Origin of the sequence: Crocinitomix catalasitica ATCC 23190 (genome assembly GCF_000621625.1) — a bacterium.
Taxonomy (GTDB): Bacteria; Bacteroidota; Bacteroidia; order Flavobacteriales_D; family Crocinitomicaceae; genus Crocinitomix; species Crocinitomix catalasitica.
In genome coordinates, this window is the sequence record NZ_JHXV01000001.1 from 1 (window position 1) to 18,158 (window position 18,158).

Here is an 18,158-nt window from a genome sequence, read left to right on the forward strand (position 1 = left end):
ACGACATACAATAGCGGAGGAAGAATTCCTTCGATAATTAGTTTGCCATAGGAAAGTTCAAAACCCCGCAGGGGTGACATAATTTATTTGAAAGGGACGAGAATGGGATCATGTATAATCAAAACATACCCGGTTAGGGATAGAAGTGGGTATCCTTTTTGACCTTTCCGCCTTAAGCGGATGGACAAAAAGATTAGAACGAATAGCCCGGCCCCAATGCTTTGGGGAACCGCCAAAAGAAAAATGTTTACGCTTTAAATTTTTCTACTATCCCCGGTGAATTATCTATTCACCATATGCGCAGCAACTTTCGGAAAGCAATTATACAACGCAACTTTAAGCTCGTCATCGATAGGTAAAGTTTCAATAGCTTCTTTCATCAATTTTAGCCATTCGTCTTTGGCTGCATTGTCAATTTTATGGGGCATATGTTTCATCCGCATTCTTGGATGTCCGTATTTCTCATGATAGCGTTGTGGACCACCTAAAAACTGTGTTAAGAAATATAACTGCTTTTCTTTAATGGTTTGAGCGTCAGTTTTGTTGAACAATGGACTGATTATTGCACTTTTAAAAACACGGTCGTAGAAAGCCTCGACCAGTAGTTTTAGATTTTCGTCGCCTATAGCTGTATAGAGTGTCATAAATTTTGGAGAACTTTGTTCAGTTTTTTACGTACGATTAATAATAACAAAAATACAGTATCTTTATAACGTGAGAATATTTTTAAAATTTCTGGTTGCAATTTTTTTTATTGCAAACTCACAGGTCAGTATTGGTCAGGGTTTTAAGTCGCAATTGTCAAATTCAATTGCCGATTGTTATGGTGCTGTTGAAGTAATTGATTATTCCATTCCTTCTAAGATACAATTTCCTGGAGATTTTGGAACAAAAGACGATTTAGCACCAATTGATCCTGATTTTCATGAAGTCAATTCGGTGTGGTTAAGATTAGAGCCAAACGTTAAGGGTAGTTTAGAGTTTGAAATTACAACTGACGATAATGCCGATTTTAGTTATTACCTCTATCGTGCCAGTGATAATACCTTTTGTACGCAATTGGAGAATGAAGAATTATCCCCGATTCATTCAGAAGAATCATCTTTTAGAAAGAAGGGGATTTCGGTAGCACTTCATGGACCAAACGAAGGGGTTTTAAAAACGGAGAAACACGATATTTTTTACTTGATGATTCATACGAATTCAACTTACGAAGGTTTAGTAGCTGTATCGTATAAGAGAAGTGGAGAAGTAGAGGAGGTTACAGGGAAGGTACAGGATTTTAAAATGAATGAAAAAGGGAATAATTTTTATGTTAAGATTAGAGATAAAGACACTGGTTTACCAGTGGAAGCAAATTTTACGATGACAGGGATAAAGCGGAACAATTATTTGTTTTTAGGGACTGATTTTGTATTTGATATTCCCGTAGCGAGATCTGTAGAGATTGAATCGAATACACAGGGTTATTTTATGTTTGGTCAACTTGTAGAGGTTGATAATTCAGGGAAAAAAGATATAGAGTATACAATATTTTTAGAAAAATTAGAAGTGGGCAAAAAACTGACTTTAGAAGATATTAAGTTCAGGCAAGATTCGGAAGAGTTTGTATCAATATCAATGCCTGCGTTAAAAAGGTTATTAGATTTTATGGCGGTAAATAGAACGCTTCGCATTCAAATAGAGGGACATGTAAATGCACCTGGTTACAAGAATAGTGCTAAGATTAGAAACTTGTCAGAAAAGCGTGCAAACTCCGTTAAAGAATACCTCGTTGAAAATGGAATTGCAGATGATAGAATTGAAGTAGTGGGATTAGGGAATACGCAAATGCTTTATGAAAAACCCAAGAATGAAGCGGAAGAATTTGCGAATAGACGGGTTGAAATTGTTATCATAGATTAAATATGGCGTTATTACTTTGCATTGAAACTGCAACAAAGGTGTGTTCAGTTTGTTTGGTTAAAGAAGGTACAATAATAGGAGTAGAGGAGTTTGAAGATGCCAACTATTCTCATTCTGAAAAGTTGAATGGATTAATTGATACCTTATTTGTTGAATCAGCCTATAATATTAAAGATTTAGATGCTGTAGTCATCAGTGAAGGTCCAGGTTCATATACAGGACTGAGAATTGGAACGTCAACGGCAAAAGGATTTTGTTTTGCTTTGGACATTCCACTTATTGCAATTAACTCTCTCAAAGCACTGGCGAATTTAAAGCAAGGATCAACAGATCTTTTATGTCCTATGTTCGATGCTAGGCGTATGGAGGTATATGCGGCTGTCTACGATCACGAATTAAATAATTTGATGCCGACTGAAGCGGTGGTAATTGAAGAGAGTAGCTTTGGTTCTTTTTTGTCGAAAAATAAAGTTTGTTTTTTCGGACCGGGTGCTGAAAAATGTAAGGCGATAATTCAACATGAAAATGCAATATTTGATATTGATATGAAAGTTTCAGCACAAGGAATGGCAAGTATAGGAGAAGCAATGTATCAAAATAAAGAATTTGTCGATGTTGCTTATTTCGAACCGTATTATCTTAAAGATTTTATTGCAGGGAAACCGAAGAAAATGTTCTAATTCTATTTAGAAATGACCAGTTTGTGCTGTTCAAATTGATTTTGATAGGATAAAGTTAATGTGTAAACCCCATTTGGAAAATAACCTAAATCGACTGTTGAACGGGTGAAATCGTAAGTATTTTGATTAAGAGGAATCTTTCTGCCGAGTATATCAGTCAAATACATATCGTATAAATCGATAAATTCTTTTTCAATCGTTATTTTCCCAGTCGTTGGGTTTGGATAAATTCTAGCTTTATTGCCGCTAACGACAACAGAAATGATACCGTGTGCTTCAATACTGCCGTCAAAATCAGTCTGCTCAAGTTTATAATAATTGATGCCATGATGTGGGTTAAAATCGAACGTTTGATATTTTTTTGGTAAAGTACTATTGCCCGCGCCTTTTACTTTCGTCAATATTTCCCATTTATTTCCGTCTTTAGATTTATAAATCGTAAAAAAGTCGTTATTACTTTCAGAGCTAGTTTTCCAATCTAATTGCACCTCGTTTTCGTTAAATAAGCCTTCAAATTTTACTAATTCTATAGGTAATGGTCCCGTTAAAGCGTCGAAAATTCCTAAATCGTCGACTCCAGCTCCGCTGTCAGCACGAGAACTACATGGGTCAGAATTGTTATTACACCCCCCCGTACCATTTTGGGTTTCTAGATTTACGTTTACCGTTGGCTCAGCTGACGAAAAAATTATTGTTCCTTGACCGCCACCACCGCCACCACCATGGGTAGCAGACGAACCAACAGATCCACCATTTCCACCATTTGCTTGTATCGTTAATGGACAACCACCAGCAATGGACCAAGTTTCAACTTCAAATACAATTGATCCACCTGCGCCGCCGCCACCGCCGCCATCATTCCCTGGTGCTATAAGTATACTCTCGGCATTCGCTGTTATGGAAACACCTGCACATGATACCGTTTCTATTTCATTGGCCTTTATTAATATAATACCTCCACCATCGGCACCATTTGTTGCATAATCGTTGTTTCCTTCTCCAGCACCTCCGCCACCTCCCATAAAAATACGAGAAGCTGAAATATGGTTACTTAAATATAGACCACCGATACCACCAGCTGATGGGCTACAGGTCGGATAACCTGGGCCACCTAATCCTCCAGCAGAAAAGTTTCCACCACCTCCGCCACCAGCATTGTGACTGTTTCCTCCGCCTCCGCCATTGAGTATTTTAGCGCGACCTGCCTCATAAGTGGCGTCGTTTACACGATAGATACCTTCCCCTTTGTCAGCACTATATTCGTGTGAAGCTCTAATGTAATTTGCGCTACCATCGCATCCGGAAGAGCTTCCAGCGTTGGCATTAGCACCTCTAAATCCATCTTCATCAGCATCCAAATTATGTTCTAATGTTAAAGTTCCTTCTACTTCAAAAGCAAGCACGCCGCCAATATTTCCGTTCCATTGTTGTGAGGTCATATTACCCGTTGTGGTATAATTGGGGCTTCCTAATTCTGGGAATGTTATGATTTGTACTCTGCTGTTATCACCGATATTATATGAATTAACAGGTGATGTTCTTAAAGTAATTGTGGCTGGTTCACCACCAGATTCTGTGTGAGATTCTATTTGTCTAATTTCGTATAATCCTGCAGAAGAGATACTGCCTAAACTTCCAAAATCAGCTGTGTTGGTCGTGATGCCAATTACATCATCCTGCATTTGCATAACAACAACCCATTCATCATCTTCAAATGTGTCACCGGTTTCGTTGACATTATTTAAGGTAAAAACTCTATCGCTTATACCAGTAACCCTGGCATAACCATTAATAATTTGCGAAAAAGAAGAACTACAGCTTAATAGGAGAGCAATAAAAAGACTAACTTCTTTCATTTGACATTGGCGTTACGTTTTTATACAAAGCTAAAAATAATGTAAATTGCTGGTATAGTATTGTTTGTAAGTCGTAAGTTTTGCGGAGCGGATTGTTAATTATTTATTAATCAGTATGTTGCCAGTCATTTCAATAGGTTTTTTAATATTTAATAAAGCTAGAATGGTAGGCGCAACATCACGTAAAGTCCCGTTATTTACTGATTTAACTTCAGGATCGAGTACTAAAACTGGTACAGGATTGGTTGAATGAGCAGTATTCGGACTACCGTCTTTGTTGATAGCGAAGTCTGAATTTCCATGGTCTGCTATTATCACAAACGAATAGTTATGTTGCTGTCCTACTTCGACGAGTTCTTTTAAACAAGAATCCACAACTTCTGCGGCTTTTAATATGGCATTATAATCACCAGTATGTCCGACCATATCTGTATTTGCAAAGTTCAAACAGAAAAAATCTGGTCCATTTTCTACCATGCTTTTACAAATGGCATCTTTAATTTCTACGGCACTCATTTCTGGTTGTAAATCGTATGTTGCAACGGAAGGAGATGGAATTAAAATTCGGTCTTCCTTCGGAAATGGCTGCTCTTGTCCACCAGAAAAGAAAAAGCTAACATGCGGATATTTTTCGGTCTCAGCTATACGCAATTGCGATAATCCGTTTTTAGCCACAATTTCACCTAAGGTATTAATCAAGTTGGCTTTTTCGAAAACAACCTTAATATGCTTAAATGATTTGTCATAATTTGTCATCGTGACATAATATAAAGGAATTGGTTTTAAGTCGAATTCGGGAAAAGCCTTTTGAGTCAATGCGATGGAAATTTCTCTGCAACGATCTGTTCTGAAATTAAAACAGATAACAACATCATCTTGTGCTATATTCGAGTCCATTTTACCAATTTTGGAGGGTAAAATAAATTCGTCTGTAATGCCGTTGCTATAAGCTGAAGAGATAGCTGCTTCGGCAGAATCAAATTCTTCACCTGATCCATGAATCATTAGGTCATAGGCTTGTTTAATTCGCTCCCATCTATTGTCTCTGTCCATCGCGTAGTAACGACCGATAATACTGGCCACTTTAGCAGGTGTGTTTGCTGTTTTTTCTTCTAAAGTTTTTAAGTGTCCAATTCCTGTGGTAGGATTGCAATCCCTACCATCTGTGAAAGCATGAATGAAAACATCTTTCAAATCATATGTTTTGGACATTTCACATAAAGTCACTAAGTGGTCTATTGAAGAGTGAACGCCACCGTCAGAAACAAGACCTATAAAATGAACTTTTTTATTGTTTGATTTCGCATAATTAAAAGCTTCAATGATGGTTTTGTTTTGTTGGAATTCATTGTCAAGGATTGATTTATTAATCCGAGTAAGCTCTTGATAAACTATTCTGCCAGCGCCTATATTCAAATGGCCAACTTCAGAATTACCCATTTGACCAGCAGGGAGACCAACGTGTTCGCCATGTGTGAGTAATTCAGCATTGGGCGCATGCTTTTCTAAGTAATCTACATAGGGCGTATTTGCATTAAAAATACCATCAGATTTCGACTTGTCGCCATGTCCCCATCCATCTAAAATTATTAAACCTACCTTTTTATTCATAATTTGAATTTTATGTGCACAATTGTTCCTTTGGGATTATTGTTTCGGATTTCAATTTTACCGTTATGTGCGTTGACTAAGTGTTTTGTAATAAATAATCCTAATCCTGTTCCTTTCGACCTGCGTGTCATTTCATTTTCAACGCGGTAGAATTTTTTAAATACATTTTTCTGTTTAGACTTTTCAATACCGTGACCTTGATCTGAAATTACCAAATGGTTATGTTTAGCATCTTGATATAATTGGATACTGATAGTCGAATTTATTGGAGAATATTTTGTGGCATTTTCTAATAAATTAGAAATGATGCTATCAAATGCAATTTGGTCAAAGTCTGCAGTGATTTCTGCCAAGTCTAAATTTATTTCAAATTGGCTAAGCATTGTTTTATTGAGGGCTTCAATTTTTCCTGTGAAGAACTGATCTAAACGAAAGCTTTTTTTGTCTAAGAAATAATTATTATTTTCAATACTTCTGGTCATTAATATATTGCTGACTAATGCATCGAGTCTATTTATTTCTCCAAGTGATTCGGAGTAGATTTTATTTTTTTGCTCATCGGATAATGTTCTTTTACTTAAAGTTTGTAGATATAACTTAACCGATGAAATAGGCGTTTTTAATTCGTGTGTGATGGATAGTAAAAAGTTTTCTTGAAAAGAATTAAATTCTTGTTCTTTCTTAATAGCTCTTCTTATTGCTATTATTCCTAAAATAAGAATGATCAAGAAAACGGATCCTTCTCCAATGAGCATCCATATTTTTTTGATTAGCGTTTCTTTGTCAATATAAGTTTCTTGTGACAGCTTAAAAATAAGGTAGAGCCAAGCACTGAATTGAATGATGATATAAAAAGCCAATAAGTAAACTAAAAAAACAGGATTTTTCAGACGATTCTTAAGCATGTTACAAAGTTGCAGTAAATTCTTTGTATATACAAAAAGCACCGCTAAAAAATTAGCAGTGCTTTTATTTTAATCGAGTTTGTAGTTTAATGTTTGATGATTAGCTTTTCAACTGTTTTAATATTGTCATTTGAAATGTCTACGAAGTAAGCACCTGTAGTTAGTCTCGAAACATCTATTGTTTTTAATCCCGTAATATTGTTTTCAGTTATTATAACTTCACCAAGGATATTGATAATATTTAATTGGTAATTTTCAACTTCAGTATCAATAAACAACTCTGAATTCGCTGGATTTGGATACATTTTAAGTGAGATTTCTAATTCTTCAATTCCCAAGTCAGTTACCGTTACTGTTTTCATAATTGAATCGGTTGAACATGGACCGTAAGCATAGAACCAAACATCGTATTCACCTGTCTCATCATAGATATGCGAAGTAATAGGATCAGTGCTGCCTTCAGAACCATCACCAAAATCGAAGAAAACAGAATCTACTAAATTTGATTCATCCGAAAAATTAACATTATGTCCGACAGGAGTAAAGTCGAAGTCAGCAATAGTTGAATCTAATACTAAAATTTCATTTGAAATTTCAAATGGACAAAGACTTGATCCAGCAAAAAACCTAGTCAATGTGTCTCTTAACATGATTGAATATGTACCAGAATTTTCATACGTATGACATAATTCTAATAAAAGAGAATTCTGTAAACCATCATCCCAATTCCAGTTTACTTTCGCCACAGGATCTGCTGAGTTTCTATTGTAGTGCGGATCGCTAAATATTTCTGCTTGTACATATTCTACACATGCAGCACTAATTATGTTGGGACATACTTCATCGTCTATAATTGTGAAACCATCTTGCAATTGAAACTTAACTCTAGGACTGATGAGGTAATCTATATCATAAGCAGGACCGAAAGTTGGTAAAGTTGGATACCAGCCGGTATAACTTGGTGCTGCAGGATTTTCATAATAAGCAAAGCTGACACCTTCGCCTGCGCCATCTCCTGACGCGTCATTTGTAATAATTTTTAACGAATCATCAGTCGTTGTGATAACCGCAATGATATAATCGTCAGTTACTGTTACTGGTGTGTCAAAATAACTTTTAATTGATATTTCTGGTAAGTCTGGAGTGAATGCCGTGTGTTTAACATAGACTGTGTCTCGCGCTAATTCAGCACCAGTACTGTCTAACATGGCGTCATAATCGTATAGTATTGTGATTGCCATAATTGAATCTAAATCTTCGTTCGTATGAAAACTATAGAATTCTGCACCACTCACTTCAATTGGTTGATTAGCGTGAAAGCGTTGCCCTCTTCCTGAATAAGGGCTAAAGTCAATACCGTTTCCAGTTCTTAAGCCTTCAAAAAATAGTAAGCTTGTTTTTTGGAGACCAATATAGTTATTGAAATATACTCCACAAGAATCACCTGGTGCCCTTGTTACAAAACTGTTCCATTCCGGAGTTGCGTCCGTAGAATGCGATTTTGGAGTTGGGAGCTCGATGAATTGTGCGTTTACATTAACGGCAAAAAATGACGCTATGATAAACGATAAAGATAATTTCATAAAATTGTTGGTTTAAGGTTATATAATAGATATACGCCTATTCCTAAGAAAAGGTTTGATTTAGGACTATTTAACTATTGTTACGTTGCCTTCTTTTACGAAGTCTTCCTTCATAATAGTTTGACCGCTAATCATGTAAACGAAAGTTTGGGCTGGCAAATCTTTACCGTTAAATTTTCCATCCCAATAATCTTCTTGGTTATTTGATTTGAAAATTAACTTTCCCCATCGGTCGTAAATTTCGATACTATAATTGAATAAACGAGGTCCAAATATTTCCAAATAATCATTGTGACCATCTCCATTCGGAGAGAAAAGGTTGGGAACAAAAATTTGCATTACACCGGAAATATCAACCAGAATAGTGTCGGTTGTAGAACACCCATTTTCATCTACGGCGGTTACAAAATAAACGGTTGGTCTGTCAGGAATGACGAGGACTGATGAGCAATCATCTAATAAACACTCGTAAATGTCTGGGGACCATGAGTAGGTTACGTTTCCTTCAGATCTCGACCAAATATTGGCTTCTCCACCAATTCCAATCACTGTGTCGTTACTTGATTGAATTTCAGAAAAGTTTTTTACGTTGACGATGATTGTATCTTCTGCATTCCCACAAATTGGACTAATAGCCTTGGCTATATATTGCGTAGTAACAGTCGGTTTTACCCAAACTGTATCTCCAATTAAGCCGTTACTCCATCTTACATCATAGTCGTTTGTTATCGCTATTATTTGAATGGAATCACCCAAACATATTATTTGATCAACAGGTAGATTGATTTCAGGTTTTGCACTTGTAATTATAGTCACAATCGTTGCTTCACTTTCACAATCTCCTAGTTTTTCATAAACATATATATTTGTTGATCCTGGAACTAAGGTCGGTGTAAAATTGATTCCTGTGGCTAAATCCACACCGAGTTCATTTCTCCAAATAATTGTACCGCCTAAACCAGGTATTCCTGTCAAAGCAGAAGCTATATCGCCTTCACAGTATTCTAATGTACCTGTTACCAAAGGTGGGTCTGGTGTTTCATTTACGGTGATTTCTACTCTTGTTGTTGGGCTTTCGCAATCTTCGGCAATTTCTGTTATATAAATATCACCACCTGGAGGAGTAAATAGAGTGGTGAATGATAAACCTGTTCCTAATAGAGTGCCTCCTGGTAAATCATCGTCATACCAATTAATCGTTCCTCCTAAAGAAGCTTCGGCGAATAATTCTAATTCATCACCTTCACAAAATACAGTTAAACCGGCATAAGTAGGTGCTGGAGGAATAGGGTTCACGGTAATTGTTAATTCTGCTGCAGGTCCAATACAACCTAATAGTGGTTCGGTTTCTGCACAATAGTAGGTATTTGTTCCGATAATACTAGGTGGGCTAAAAGTGTAACCTGTTTCAAGTACTGGCGGTAATAAAGCAGGATTGTCGTACCAGTTAACTTCTCCTCCACCTGTCGTTGTTACAAATGCATCTGAAATAGCATCACCTTCACAATAAACTGATCCGCCTCTTATTTCAACACTGAATGGAACAATAACCTCAAGTGTACCTGATCCAGAAAAAGTACCATCACATCCGTCTCCAAAAACTCCAATCAATGAATAATCACCGTCTTCATCAACTGTTAATGTATATGGGGAGGAAAGAATTCCTGTAATCTCTGGCATTGGTCCACTAGGTCCAAAAACAGTAATATCATAGGGGCCAGGACCCGTAAACTCAATAGTTAATTCCCCTGTCTCACCTTCACAAATACTGTCTAGTCCCGAAATAACTGCGTTTACAGGAGGGTTAGTCGTGATCAATATGGAATCCGTAATTGTACATCCTGATCCTATATCTGTTATGTCTACGTGGAACCAAGTTGTGCTCGGAACCGTTGCGGTGGGATCAGCTAAGTTTTCATCATCCAAAAAAGTGATATTGTCCCATAGAAATTCATAATCTACCGGTACAAGACCACAATCTACAGTATAACTCTCTGTGCCTCCATCGATCCATGTTCCTGGAACAATGCCATCTACATGAATTAATTCTGTTAAATCTTCAGTATAAAAATAATAAGAACATTCTGCAGGACTGTCATCGCCAATAATGGTGAATTCTAATTCCGTTCCTTGTTCAAAACACAATTCGACTGTGTCAGAAGTTCCTGATCCAGGATCGAAAGATGTTGGGGTATAGGATCCGAAAAATGCGCCATCAGCCGTAACTTCAAGTTCGTTTGCAACGCCAGATCCCCAGAAATCGCCCCATAAATCATTCATCACTAATTTAAAACAACATTCAGTATCAATATAAGGTAAGCCTTCGACATGCAATACTGTTGTTGCGTCAGGACAAATGTCAGTGTCATCCGCGGTTACTTCTGTATCAAATCCAATAGGAATTTCGATTACAGTTGAATTAGTACAGCCGCCGTCATCGGTTACGGTTAATGTCACTTCGTAAATTCCTGCCTCATCAAATGTGAAGCTTGGATTTTCAAGAATTGAACTTCCTAAACCATCAAAGTCCCATGACCAATCTGTTATTTCTAAAAAACTAACTGAAGTATTTGTAAAATCAATTTCTTCGCCCGGACATACCGTTGGCGAATAAGTAAAGTTACTATTTAAGGCCAAGCAAACTGTTTGAATATTAGTGCCAACACCTGTGCTGCCAGTCCAGCCCCATCGCACGACTGGGTTTCCTCCGAATTGGCTAGTGATCATATCTCCGATATAGGTCAGTGAGACTATTCCATCAACTATAATTTCAATGGTTTGATTCACGCCTGGAGTCCAATTGATTTCAATGAGATGATCTTCACAATCTTCAAGATTAGGGAAGCCAGGTTTGATATTGTGCGGGGTTGGATCTTCTCCAGCATTCAAACCTGAAGGAATACCTAATAGATTATTGGGGTTACTGTCTTCATGGTCACTATCACCATTGTCTTGTAAAGAAATATGATCACCGCTAATATCAAAATTTACGATTTCGCCAGAGGCATCATTGTCCCGCGTATCAAATTCAACAGCCAAAACATTTCCTGCAATTCCATCATAACCTAAACCAAACCCTCCTGTTCCAACGGTCCAAGCTCCACCTTTTAATAAAAAAGCAAGACCTTCGCCGCCTGTCGGTTCGCAACCAAAATTAACTGAGAATTTTAGTTGGTGAGGATCATTTAAATTAATAGTGGCATTTTTATTGAATGAACCTAATTCATCTGCTACATCATCTGTCAATTGAAAACAATTACATGTAGGCGAAAACGCATCACCTGACGGCGTAAATTGCCCAAAGGTGTTACTTACACATATGAATGTGATTAGTATGGATAAATATACTTTACTGCGCATAATAAAAATCGGCCTCTAACGAAGTTAAGACTTTTATTCTAATACGCTATTTGAATGGGAAAAGTTGTCTTTTTTGGTTAAAATTGTATTCTAATAAAACGAGATATGAAAATTTTACATAATTCAAGATGTTCAAAGAGTAGGAGTGCACTTGAAATATTAGAGAAAAGAGGTGTTGATTTTGAGATTATAAATTATTTAACAACGCCTCCTACATCAAAAGAACTTAAAGAAATTCTGGGCAAATTAAAAATGCCTGCAAAGGATATCATCAGAAAAGGGGAGTCGGTGTTTAAAGAGAATTACAAGGGGAAAACATTCACGGAGGATGAATGGATTGAAGCAATGGTTAAATATCCAATTTTGATTGAACGACCAATTATAATTGATGGTGAAAAAGCGGTAATTGCTAGACCAACAGAGAAAATTGAAGAATTATTCTAAATGAAAAAAGGGAGCTAAATGGCTCCCTTAAATTTCTATAAATTGATGAAAAAATTAATTTTCGTCTTCTTCTGAATCAGTTAATCGTTTTGGACGCAACATATGCATCGTTCCAATTGTAAGCCACATTGGTACTGCAAAACCAAGAACAAATGCTAAAAGCCAAAACGCCATTAAACCAATCAAAAGAAATAAAGCAAATCCTAATGCTACCATGATATTATATATTATTTTTGTATCAAAATTACGCGGTAAAGTTAGTATAAAATCTTACAAAAAGAAATAAAATGGACTATAGAATTGAAAAAGATACGATAGGTGAAGTAAAGGTGCCTTCAAACAAGTATTGGGGTGCTCAAACTGAGCGTTCAAGAAACAATTTTAAAATAGGACCTGTTGGTTCTATGCCAATCGAAATAGTTCATGGTTTTGCTTATCTTAAGAAAGCTGCAGCCTACGCAAATTGCGAATTAGGTGTTTTGCCTGCTGAAAAAAGAGATGCAATTGGAGCTGTTTGTGATGAAATTTTAGCTGGAAAATTAAATGATGAATTCCCTTTAGTTATCTGGCAAACTGGATCAGGAACGCAGTCTAATATGAATGTGAACGAAGTGATTGCACATAGAGCACATGTTTTAGCAGGTCACAAGATTGGTGAAGGTGAAAAAACATTATCTCCGAATGATGATGTGAATAAATCGCAATCATCGAATGATACTTTTCCAACAGGAATGCATATCGCAGCATTTGAAAAAATTGTAAAATGTACGATTCCGGGTGTTGAAGGATTGATTGATACTTTGGAAGCGAAATCAAAAGAATTTAAAGATGTTGTAAAGATTGGTAGAACGCATTTAATGGATGCAACACCTTTAACTTTAGGACAAGAATTTTCAGGATATGTTTCTCAATTGAAACACGGTATTAAAGCATTAAATAATACATTGCCACATTTATCTGAATTGGCTTTGGGTGGAACAGCAGTTGGAACTGGTTTAAATACACCTAAAGGATATGATGTTTTGGTTGCAAAATATATAGCAGAATTTACAGGTTTACCTTTTATAACTGCTGAGAATAAATTTGAAGCATTAGCAGCACACGATGCAATTGTAGAATCGCATGGTGCATTAAAACAATTGGCAGTTTCATTAAATAAAATTGCAAATGACATTCGAATGATGGCTTCTGGTCCTCGTTCAGGAATTGGTGAAATTATCATTCCAGCAAACGAACCTGGTTCGTCTATCATGCCTGGGAAAGTTAATCCTACACAAGCTGAGGCTTTAACAATGGTTTGTGCCCAGGTAATGGGGAATGATGTAGCTGTTACAATTGGTGGAACGCAAGGTCATTACGAATTGAATGTATTTAAACCTATGATGGCATATAATATTTTACAATCTGCCGAGTTAATTGGTAATGCTTGTGAATCATTCAATGAAAATTGTGCAAAAGGTATCGAGCCAAATCATAATAGAATTAAAGAATTATTGAATAATTCGTTGATGTTGGTTACGGCTTTAAATACTAAAATAGGGTATTATAAAGCAGCTGAAATTGCAAATACTGCACATGAGAATGGTACTACTTTAAAAGAAGAAGCTATTCGTTTAGGTTATGTAGCAGAAGAGGATTATGACAGTTGGGTTGACCCTTCAAAAATGATTGGCAGCTTATAATATTAAATTATTTAAAAGTAATAAGTCCGTTTGCAATAATTTGTGAGCGGATTTTTTTTAAAATTTTATGGACGAGAATAGAACGGAATTGGAAGACTTAGGTGAGTTTGGTTTAATTGAAAAGTTAACGAAAAACACGGAGAAATATCATGCATCAACTATAGCTGGTGTAGGAGATGATGCTGCAATTATTAGCGATGGCGACAATTATAAAGTAGTTTCTACTGATATGTTGGTAGAAGGCGTACATTTTGATTTGTCTTATGCGCCACTAATGCATTTAGGTTATAAAGCAGTTGTTGTCAATCTGTCTGATATTTATGCAATGAACGCTGATGCGACGCAGATTACTGTATCTATCGCAGTTTCAAATAGATTTTCTGTAGAGGCGCTAGAGGAATTGTATAAAGGAATTCACAAAGCATGTGAATTATACCAAGTGGATTTGGTTGGAGGTGATACAACATCTTCTCCTGCGGGATTAATTATTTCGGTTACAGCAATTGGAGAAGTAACCAAAGAAGATGTTGTGATGCGTTCTGGAGCAAAGGAAAACGAGCTATTAGTTGTTTCAGGTAATTTGGGAGCGGCATATATGGGCTTGCAAGTATTGGAACGTGAGAAGCAAGTTTTTATAGATAATCCAGATATTCAACCGGATTTGGTCGGTGTAGATTATATCTTAGAGCGTCAATTAAAACCAGAAGCACGTAAGGATATTATCCATTACTTGAAAGAATTGGGCGTTAGACCAACTTCGATGATTGATATCTCTGATGGTTTAGCATCAGAAGCGATTCATCTTTGTCAGGCGAGTGATTTAGGTTGTACTATTTATGATGAGAAAATTCCAATCGATACAGAAACACACAGTATTGCAAGAGATTTTGAATTAGATCCGAGCATGTGTGCTTTAAATGGTGGTGAAGATTATGAATTATTATTCTCTATTAAGCAGGAGGATTTTGATAGAATTAAAGGGAACGAACACCTTGCTGTTATTGGTCACTTTACAGATAAAGGCAGTGGAATGAATATTGTCGATCGTGGTGGACAATTGGTACCTTTGGTTGCGCAAGGGTGGAATCATTTTTAAGGTCAACTTAAAAGGGGGCAACAATTATTATTAAAACAATTTTTAAATTTGAATACAAAATTAATTTCAACAATGGTTAAAAAATATATCGATACACATAAGGAGCAATTTTTGAACGAACTAATTGAGTTACTAAAAATTCCTTCTGTTTCTGCAGATCCTAAATACAAAAAAGATGTTGCTGATGCAGCTGAATTCTTAAAAGTGAAATTTGAAGATTTAGATGTTGATCGCGTTGAAATTATTCCGACTAAAGGTCATCCTGTTGTATATGCAGAGAAGATAATTGATAAAAATTTGCCTACTATTTTGGTTTATGGACATTATGATGTTCAACCTGCTGATCCAATCGAATTGTGGGAGTCAGGACCATTCGAGCCTGTGATTAAGCCGACTAAGATTCATCCAGAAGGTGCAATTTTTGCGCGTGGTGCTTGTGATGATAAAGGGCAAATGTATATGCATTTAAAGGCGTTTGAAGCGATGGTAAAAACGAATAGTTTACCATGTAATGCTAAATTTATTATTGAAGGGGAAGAGGAAGTAGGCTCAGAAAATTTAGAGACTTTTATCAAAGAGAATATCGAGATGCTTGCTGCTGATATCATTTTAGTTTCTGATACAGGTATGATTGCAAAAGATGTTCCTTCAGTTACAACTGGGTTGAGAGGATTGAGTTATGTTGAGGTGGCAGTTACTGGTCCGAATAGAGATTTGCATTCTGGCTTATACGGTGGTGCTGTAGCGAACCCTATAAATATTTTAACAAAGATGATTGCTTCGTTGCAAGATGAAAATAATCATATTGTAATTCCTGGTTTTTATGATGATGTTTTAGAAATTAGCCAAGAAGAAAGAAATGAAATGGCTAGAGCGCCATTTTCTGAGAATGATTATTGTGAGGCAATTGATATTCGTGAAACAGCAGGAGAAAAAGGATTTTCTACTTTAGAAAGAGCAACAATTCGACCAACATTAGATGTGAATGGAATTTGGGGTGGGTATATTGGTGAAGGTGCAAAAACTGTTTTGCCTTCTCAAGCTTTTGCTAAAATTTCAATGCGTTTGGTACCGAATCAAGATCCGAATAAAATCACGAAATTATTCCAAGATCATTTTGAAAGTATCGCTCCTAAATCTGTTCGTGTTAAAGTTACGCCTCATCATGGTGGTGAGCCAGCATTAACGCCAATTGACTCTTTTGCTTATAAAGCGGCTAGTCAAGCAATGGAAGAAAGTTTTGGAAAGAAACCAATTCCAATGAGAAGTGGTGGTTCAATTCCGATTATCTCTATGTTTGAAAAGGTGTTGGGAACAAAAACTATTTTAATGGGATTTGGTTTAGATTCAGATGCGATTCATTCACCAAACGAACATTACGGGTTATTTAATTATTATAAAGGAATAGAAACGATTCCTTTATTCTACAAATATTTCGCTAACCAAAAATAATATTACCATGAAGCGTTTTCTCTTTTTATTCCTTTGTTTTACCTGTTTACAAGGTAATGCTAGCTTCTTTTATAAAGATTTAGACTTCTTGTCGATGGAGAATTTTTCTATCGAAAAAAAGGCGGATAAAATTTATATTGCTTTCGATTATGTGATTGATAATCCAAATTGGTACAATGTCATTATTAAGCCTTCTTCACTTTATTTGAAGATCGCAGATGTTGATTGTGGATGGGTTAGAATTCCAGAGAAAGTAAAGATACATAAGAAAGAGAAAGGCAGTTATCCTTTTGTTTTGGTTGGTGATGCATCGAAATTTGTAAAGAGCGGATTCAGTTCAATTTGGGCATTACTGACAGGTAAAGGAATTGATTTTAATTTGGCTGGAAAGATAAATGCAGGTGTTTCTGTATTTAAGAAAAAATGGCCGATGGATTATACCTATAAAATGTCATTTGAAGAGTTTTTGAGCTTTTTTTAATTCTTGATATTTTACTGTTAATATCTTTTGTATAGGCGGAGAAACGAACTGTACAATTATTGGTTAATTTTAAATCGAAAACGAACTAACGAAGTAAGATAAGATGAAAAAAAGATTGGCAGTTGTATATGGAGGATTTTCTTCTGAGAATAAGATTTCTCAAAAGAGTGCCGGTGTAGTTTTCGAACATATCGATAGGGATATTTATGATCCTTATTTGGTTGAAATATCTGAACAAAGTTGGCATGTAAACCATAAAGGTGGTGTTATTCCTATTGATAAGAATAAGTTTTCTTTTCTAGAGAATGATATTGAGTTAACATTCGATTTAGCGTTCATAACCATTCATGGTACCCCTGGTGAAGATGGGAAATTACAATCGTATTTTGATATGATTGGTTTGCCATATGCCAATACAAATTCTTTTGGAGCAGCCATTACTTTTAATAAATGGGCGTGCAATAGTTTCTTGCGTGCCTTTGGTATCTCAACTGCGAAAGCAATCCTTATTCGTAAAAATGATAAGTTCAATCCAATTGAAATTGCAGATGAAATTGGTTTTCCTTGTTTTGTAAAGCCTAATGGAGCAGGTTCTAGTTTTGGTATCACTAAGGTGAAAACTTTAATGCAAATGCCTGAAGCTATCGCTAAAGCATTCGAAGAGGATGATGAGGTTGTTGTTGAAGCATTATTAACTGGGCGTGAAATTACTTGTGGCGTTTACCGTGTTGGAAACAAAGTGTATCCTTTGCCTCCAACGGAGATCATTGCCGAAGGGGAATTCTTTGATTATGAAGCCAAATACGAAGGTAAATCGCAAGAGATAACACCTGCTGAAATTGGCGATGCAGCTATAGAAAAAATTCAAAATACGGCGAAATCAATCTTCAGAAGGTTAGATTTAAAAGGGTTTGCGCGCATTGATTTTATGTTTAGTGAAGATGGGGTGCCAAATTTAATAGAAGTGAATACCAATCCAGGTATGTCTGAAGCAAGTCTTATTCCACAACAAATTCGCGTTGCAGGTCTTGATTTAAAAACTGTTTTGACTGAAATTTTGGGAGCTGTTGAAATTTGATAGATTTGAAAAGATTTCAAATCTG

At 36.2% G+C, this 18,158-nt stretch carries 15 protein-coding genes; 8 read left to right on the top strand and 7 right to left on the bottom strand.

All coding sequences use genetic code 11. From position 1 onward, the window contains the following. Positions 1–281 precede the first annotated feature (281 nt). On the bottom strand, positions 282–644 hold the full coding sequence (locus tag T367_RS0100005; protein ID WP_027417998.1) for a globin domain-containing protein: 363 nt from the start codon (positions 642–644) through the stop codon (positions 282–284). A gap of 154 nt (positions 645–798) precedes the next feature. On the opposite strand from T367_RS0100005, the gene T367_RS0100010 reads away from it, so the two are divergent. Then, positions 799–1,905, top strand: coding sequence for an OmpA family protein (locus T367_RS0100010; RefSeq protein ID WP_169736003.1), 1,107 nt, complete (start codon positions 799–801; stop codon positions 1,903–1,905). A 2-nt stretch (positions 1,906–1,907) separates the two neighbouring features. Next, positions 1,908–2,585 (top strand): tRNA (adenosine(37)-N6)-threonylcarbamoyltransferase complex dimerization subunit type 1 TsaB, encoded by a 678-nt coding sequence (gene tsaB, locus T367_RS0100015; RefSeq protein ID WP_027418000.1) that lies wholly within the window; start codon positions 1,908–1,910, stop codon positions 2,583–2,585. A gap of 2 nt (positions 2,586–2,587) precedes the next feature. Here tsaB and T367_RS0100020 read toward each other — a convergent pair whose 3' ends face one another. The 5 genes from T367_RS0100020 to T367_RS0100040 all read right to left on the bottom strand — a co-directional run bounded on the left by T367_RS0100020 (position 2,588) and on the right by T367_RS0100040 (position 11,900). After that, on the bottom strand, positions 2,588–4,441 hold the full coding sequence (locus T367_RS0100020; RefSeq protein WP_027418001.1) for a T9SS type A sorting domain-containing protein: 1,854 nt from the start codon (positions 4,439–4,441) through the stop codon (positions 2,588–2,590). Positions 4,442–4,540: 99 nt separating this feature from the next. Continuing rightward, positions 4,541–6,052, bottom strand: coding sequence for a 2,3-bisphosphoglycerate-independent phosphoglycerate mutase (gene gpmI / locus T367_RS0100025; protein ID WP_035841935.1), 1,512 nt, complete (start codon positions 6,050–6,052; stop codon positions 4,541–4,543). Continuing rightward, on the bottom strand, positions 6,049–6,957 hold the full coding sequence (locus T367_RS20830) for a sensor histidine kinase (protein WP_051568244.1): 909 nt from the start codon (positions 6,955–6,957) through the stop codon (positions 6,049–6,051). The genes gpmI and T367_RS20830 overlap by 4 nt, the downstream gene beginning before the upstream one ends. Before the next feature lie 86 nt (positions 6,958–7,043). Further along, the gene (locus T367_RS0100035) at positions 7,044–8,540 is read right to left on the bottom strand and encodes a T9SS type A sorting domain-containing protein (RefSeq protein ID WP_027418003.1); all 1,497 of its coding nucleotides are present in this window, start codon (positions 8,538–8,540) and stop codon (positions 7,044–7,046) included. 66 nt (positions 8,541–8,606) lie between these two features. Further along, positions 8,607–11,900 carry a lectin-like domain-containing protein gene (locus T367_RS0100040; RefSeq protein ID WP_084274250.1) on the bottom strand — a complete coding sequence of 1,098 codons (3,294 nt, stop codon included), beginning with the start codon at positions 11,898–11,900 and terminating at the stop codon, positions 8,607–8,609. Between the two features lie 105 nt (positions 11,901–12,005). On the opposite strand from T367_RS0100040, the gene arsC reads away from it, so the two are divergent. Further along, entirely contained in the window at positions 12,006–12,344 is a 339-nt protein-coding gene (gene arsC / locus T367_RS0100045; protein WP_027418005.1) for an arsenate reductase (glutaredoxin), read from the top strand. Positions 12,345–12,398: 54 nt separating this feature from the next. On the opposite strand, the gene T367_RS24785 is transcribed toward arsC, so the two are convergent. Beyond that, on the bottom strand, positions 12,399–12,560 hold the full coding sequence (locus T367_RS24785; protein ID WP_157454064.1) for a hypothetical protein: 162 nt from the start codon (positions 12,558–12,560) through the stop codon (positions 12,399–12,401). A gap of 71 nt (positions 12,561–12,631) precedes the next feature. Between T367_RS24785 and fumC the strand changes: the two genes are divergently transcribed. The 5 genes from fumC (at position 12,632) to T367_RS0100075 (ending at position 18,133) form a co-directional block, all read left to right on the top strand. Continuing rightward, positions 12,632–14,026 (top strand): class II fumarate hydratase, encoded by a 1,395-nt coding sequence (gene fumC, locus T367_RS0100055; protein ID WP_027418006.1) that lies wholly within the window; start codon positions 12,632–12,634, stop codon positions 14,024–14,026. A 67-nt stretch (positions 14,027–14,093) separates the two neighbouring features. Beyond that, positions 14,094–15,122 (top strand): thiamine-phosphate kinase, encoded by a 1,029-nt coding sequence (gene thiL / locus T367_RS0100060; RefSeq protein WP_027418007.1) that lies wholly within the window; start codon positions 14,094–14,096, stop codon positions 15,120–15,122. A gap of 72 nt (positions 15,123–15,194) precedes the next feature. Next, complete coding sequence (locus T367_RS0100065; protein WP_035841939.1) at positions 15,195–16,574, top strand: dipeptidase; 1,380 nt, start codon at positions 15,195–15,197, stop codon at positions 16,572–16,574. A gap of 7 nt (positions 16,575–16,581) precedes the next feature. Beyond that, positions 16,582–17,055, top strand: a complete 474-nt coding sequence (locus T367_RS0100070) for a hypothetical protein (RefSeq protein WP_157454065.1) — start codon at positions 16,582–16,584, stop codon at positions 17,053–17,055. Positions 17,056–17,158: 103 nt separating this feature from the next. Further along, entirely contained in the window at positions 17,159–18,133 is a 975-nt protein-coding gene (locus T367_RS0100075) for a D-alanine--D-alanine ligase (protein WP_027418010.1), read from the top strand. Positions 18,134–18,158 lie beyond the last annotated feature (25 nt).

Bases quoted from the DNA above. Each gene is read 5' to 3' on its own strand.
- T367_RS0100065 (WP_035841939.1), top strand. From the start codon at position 15,195: ATGGTTAAAAAATATATCGATACACATAAGGAGCAATTTTTGAACGAA.
- T367_RS0100070 (WP_157454065.1), top strand. From the start codon at position 16,582: ATGAAGCGTTTTCTCTTTTTATTCCTTTGTTTTACCTGTTTACAAGGT.
- tsaB (WP_027418000.1), top strand. From the start codon at position 1,908: ATGGCGTTATTACTTTGCATTGAAACTGCAACAAAGGTGTGTTCAGTT.
- T367_RS0100040 (WP_084274250.1), bottom strand. From the start codon at position 11,900: ATGCGCAGTAAAGTATATTTATCCATACTAATCACATTCATATGTGTA.
- T367_RS0100005 (WP_027417998.1), bottom strand. From the start codon at position 644: ATGACACTCTATACAGCTATAGGCGACGAAAATCTAAAACTACTGGTC.
- T367_RS0100035 (WP_027418003.1), bottom strand. From the start codon at position 8,540: ATGAAATTATCTTTATCGTTTATCATAGCGTCATTTTTTGCCGTTAAT.
- T367_RS24785 (WP_157454064.1), bottom strand. From the start codon at position 12,560: ATGGTAGCATTAGGATTTGCTTTATTTCTTTTGATTGGTTTAATGGCG.
- T367_RS0100075 (WP_027418010.1), top strand. From the start codon at position 17,159: ATGAAAAAAAGATTGGCAGTTGTATATGGAGGATTTTCTTCTGAGAAT.
- gpmI (WP_035841935.1), bottom strand. From the start codon at position 6,052: ATGAATAAAAAGGTAGGTTTAATAATTTTAGATGGATGGGGACATGGC.
- arsC (WP_027418005.1), top strand. From the start codon at position 12,006: ATGAAAATTTTACATAATTCAAGATGTTCAAAGAGTAGGAGTGCACTT.
- T367_RS0100020 (WP_027418001.1), bottom strand. From the start codon at position 4,441: ATGAAAGAAGTTAGTCTTTTTATTGCTCTCCTATTAAGCTGTAGTTCT.
- T367_RS20830 (WP_051568244.1), bottom strand. From the start codon at position 6,957: ATGCTTAAGAATCGTCTGAAAAATCCTGTTTTTTTAGTTTACTTATTG.
- fumC (WP_027418006.1), top strand. From the start codon at position 12,632: ATGGACTATAGAATTGAAAAAGATACGATAGGTGAAGTAAAGGTGCCT.
- thiL (WP_027418007.1), top strand. From the start codon at position 14,094: ATGGACGAGAATAGAACGGAATTGGAAGACTTAGGTGAGTTTGGTTTA.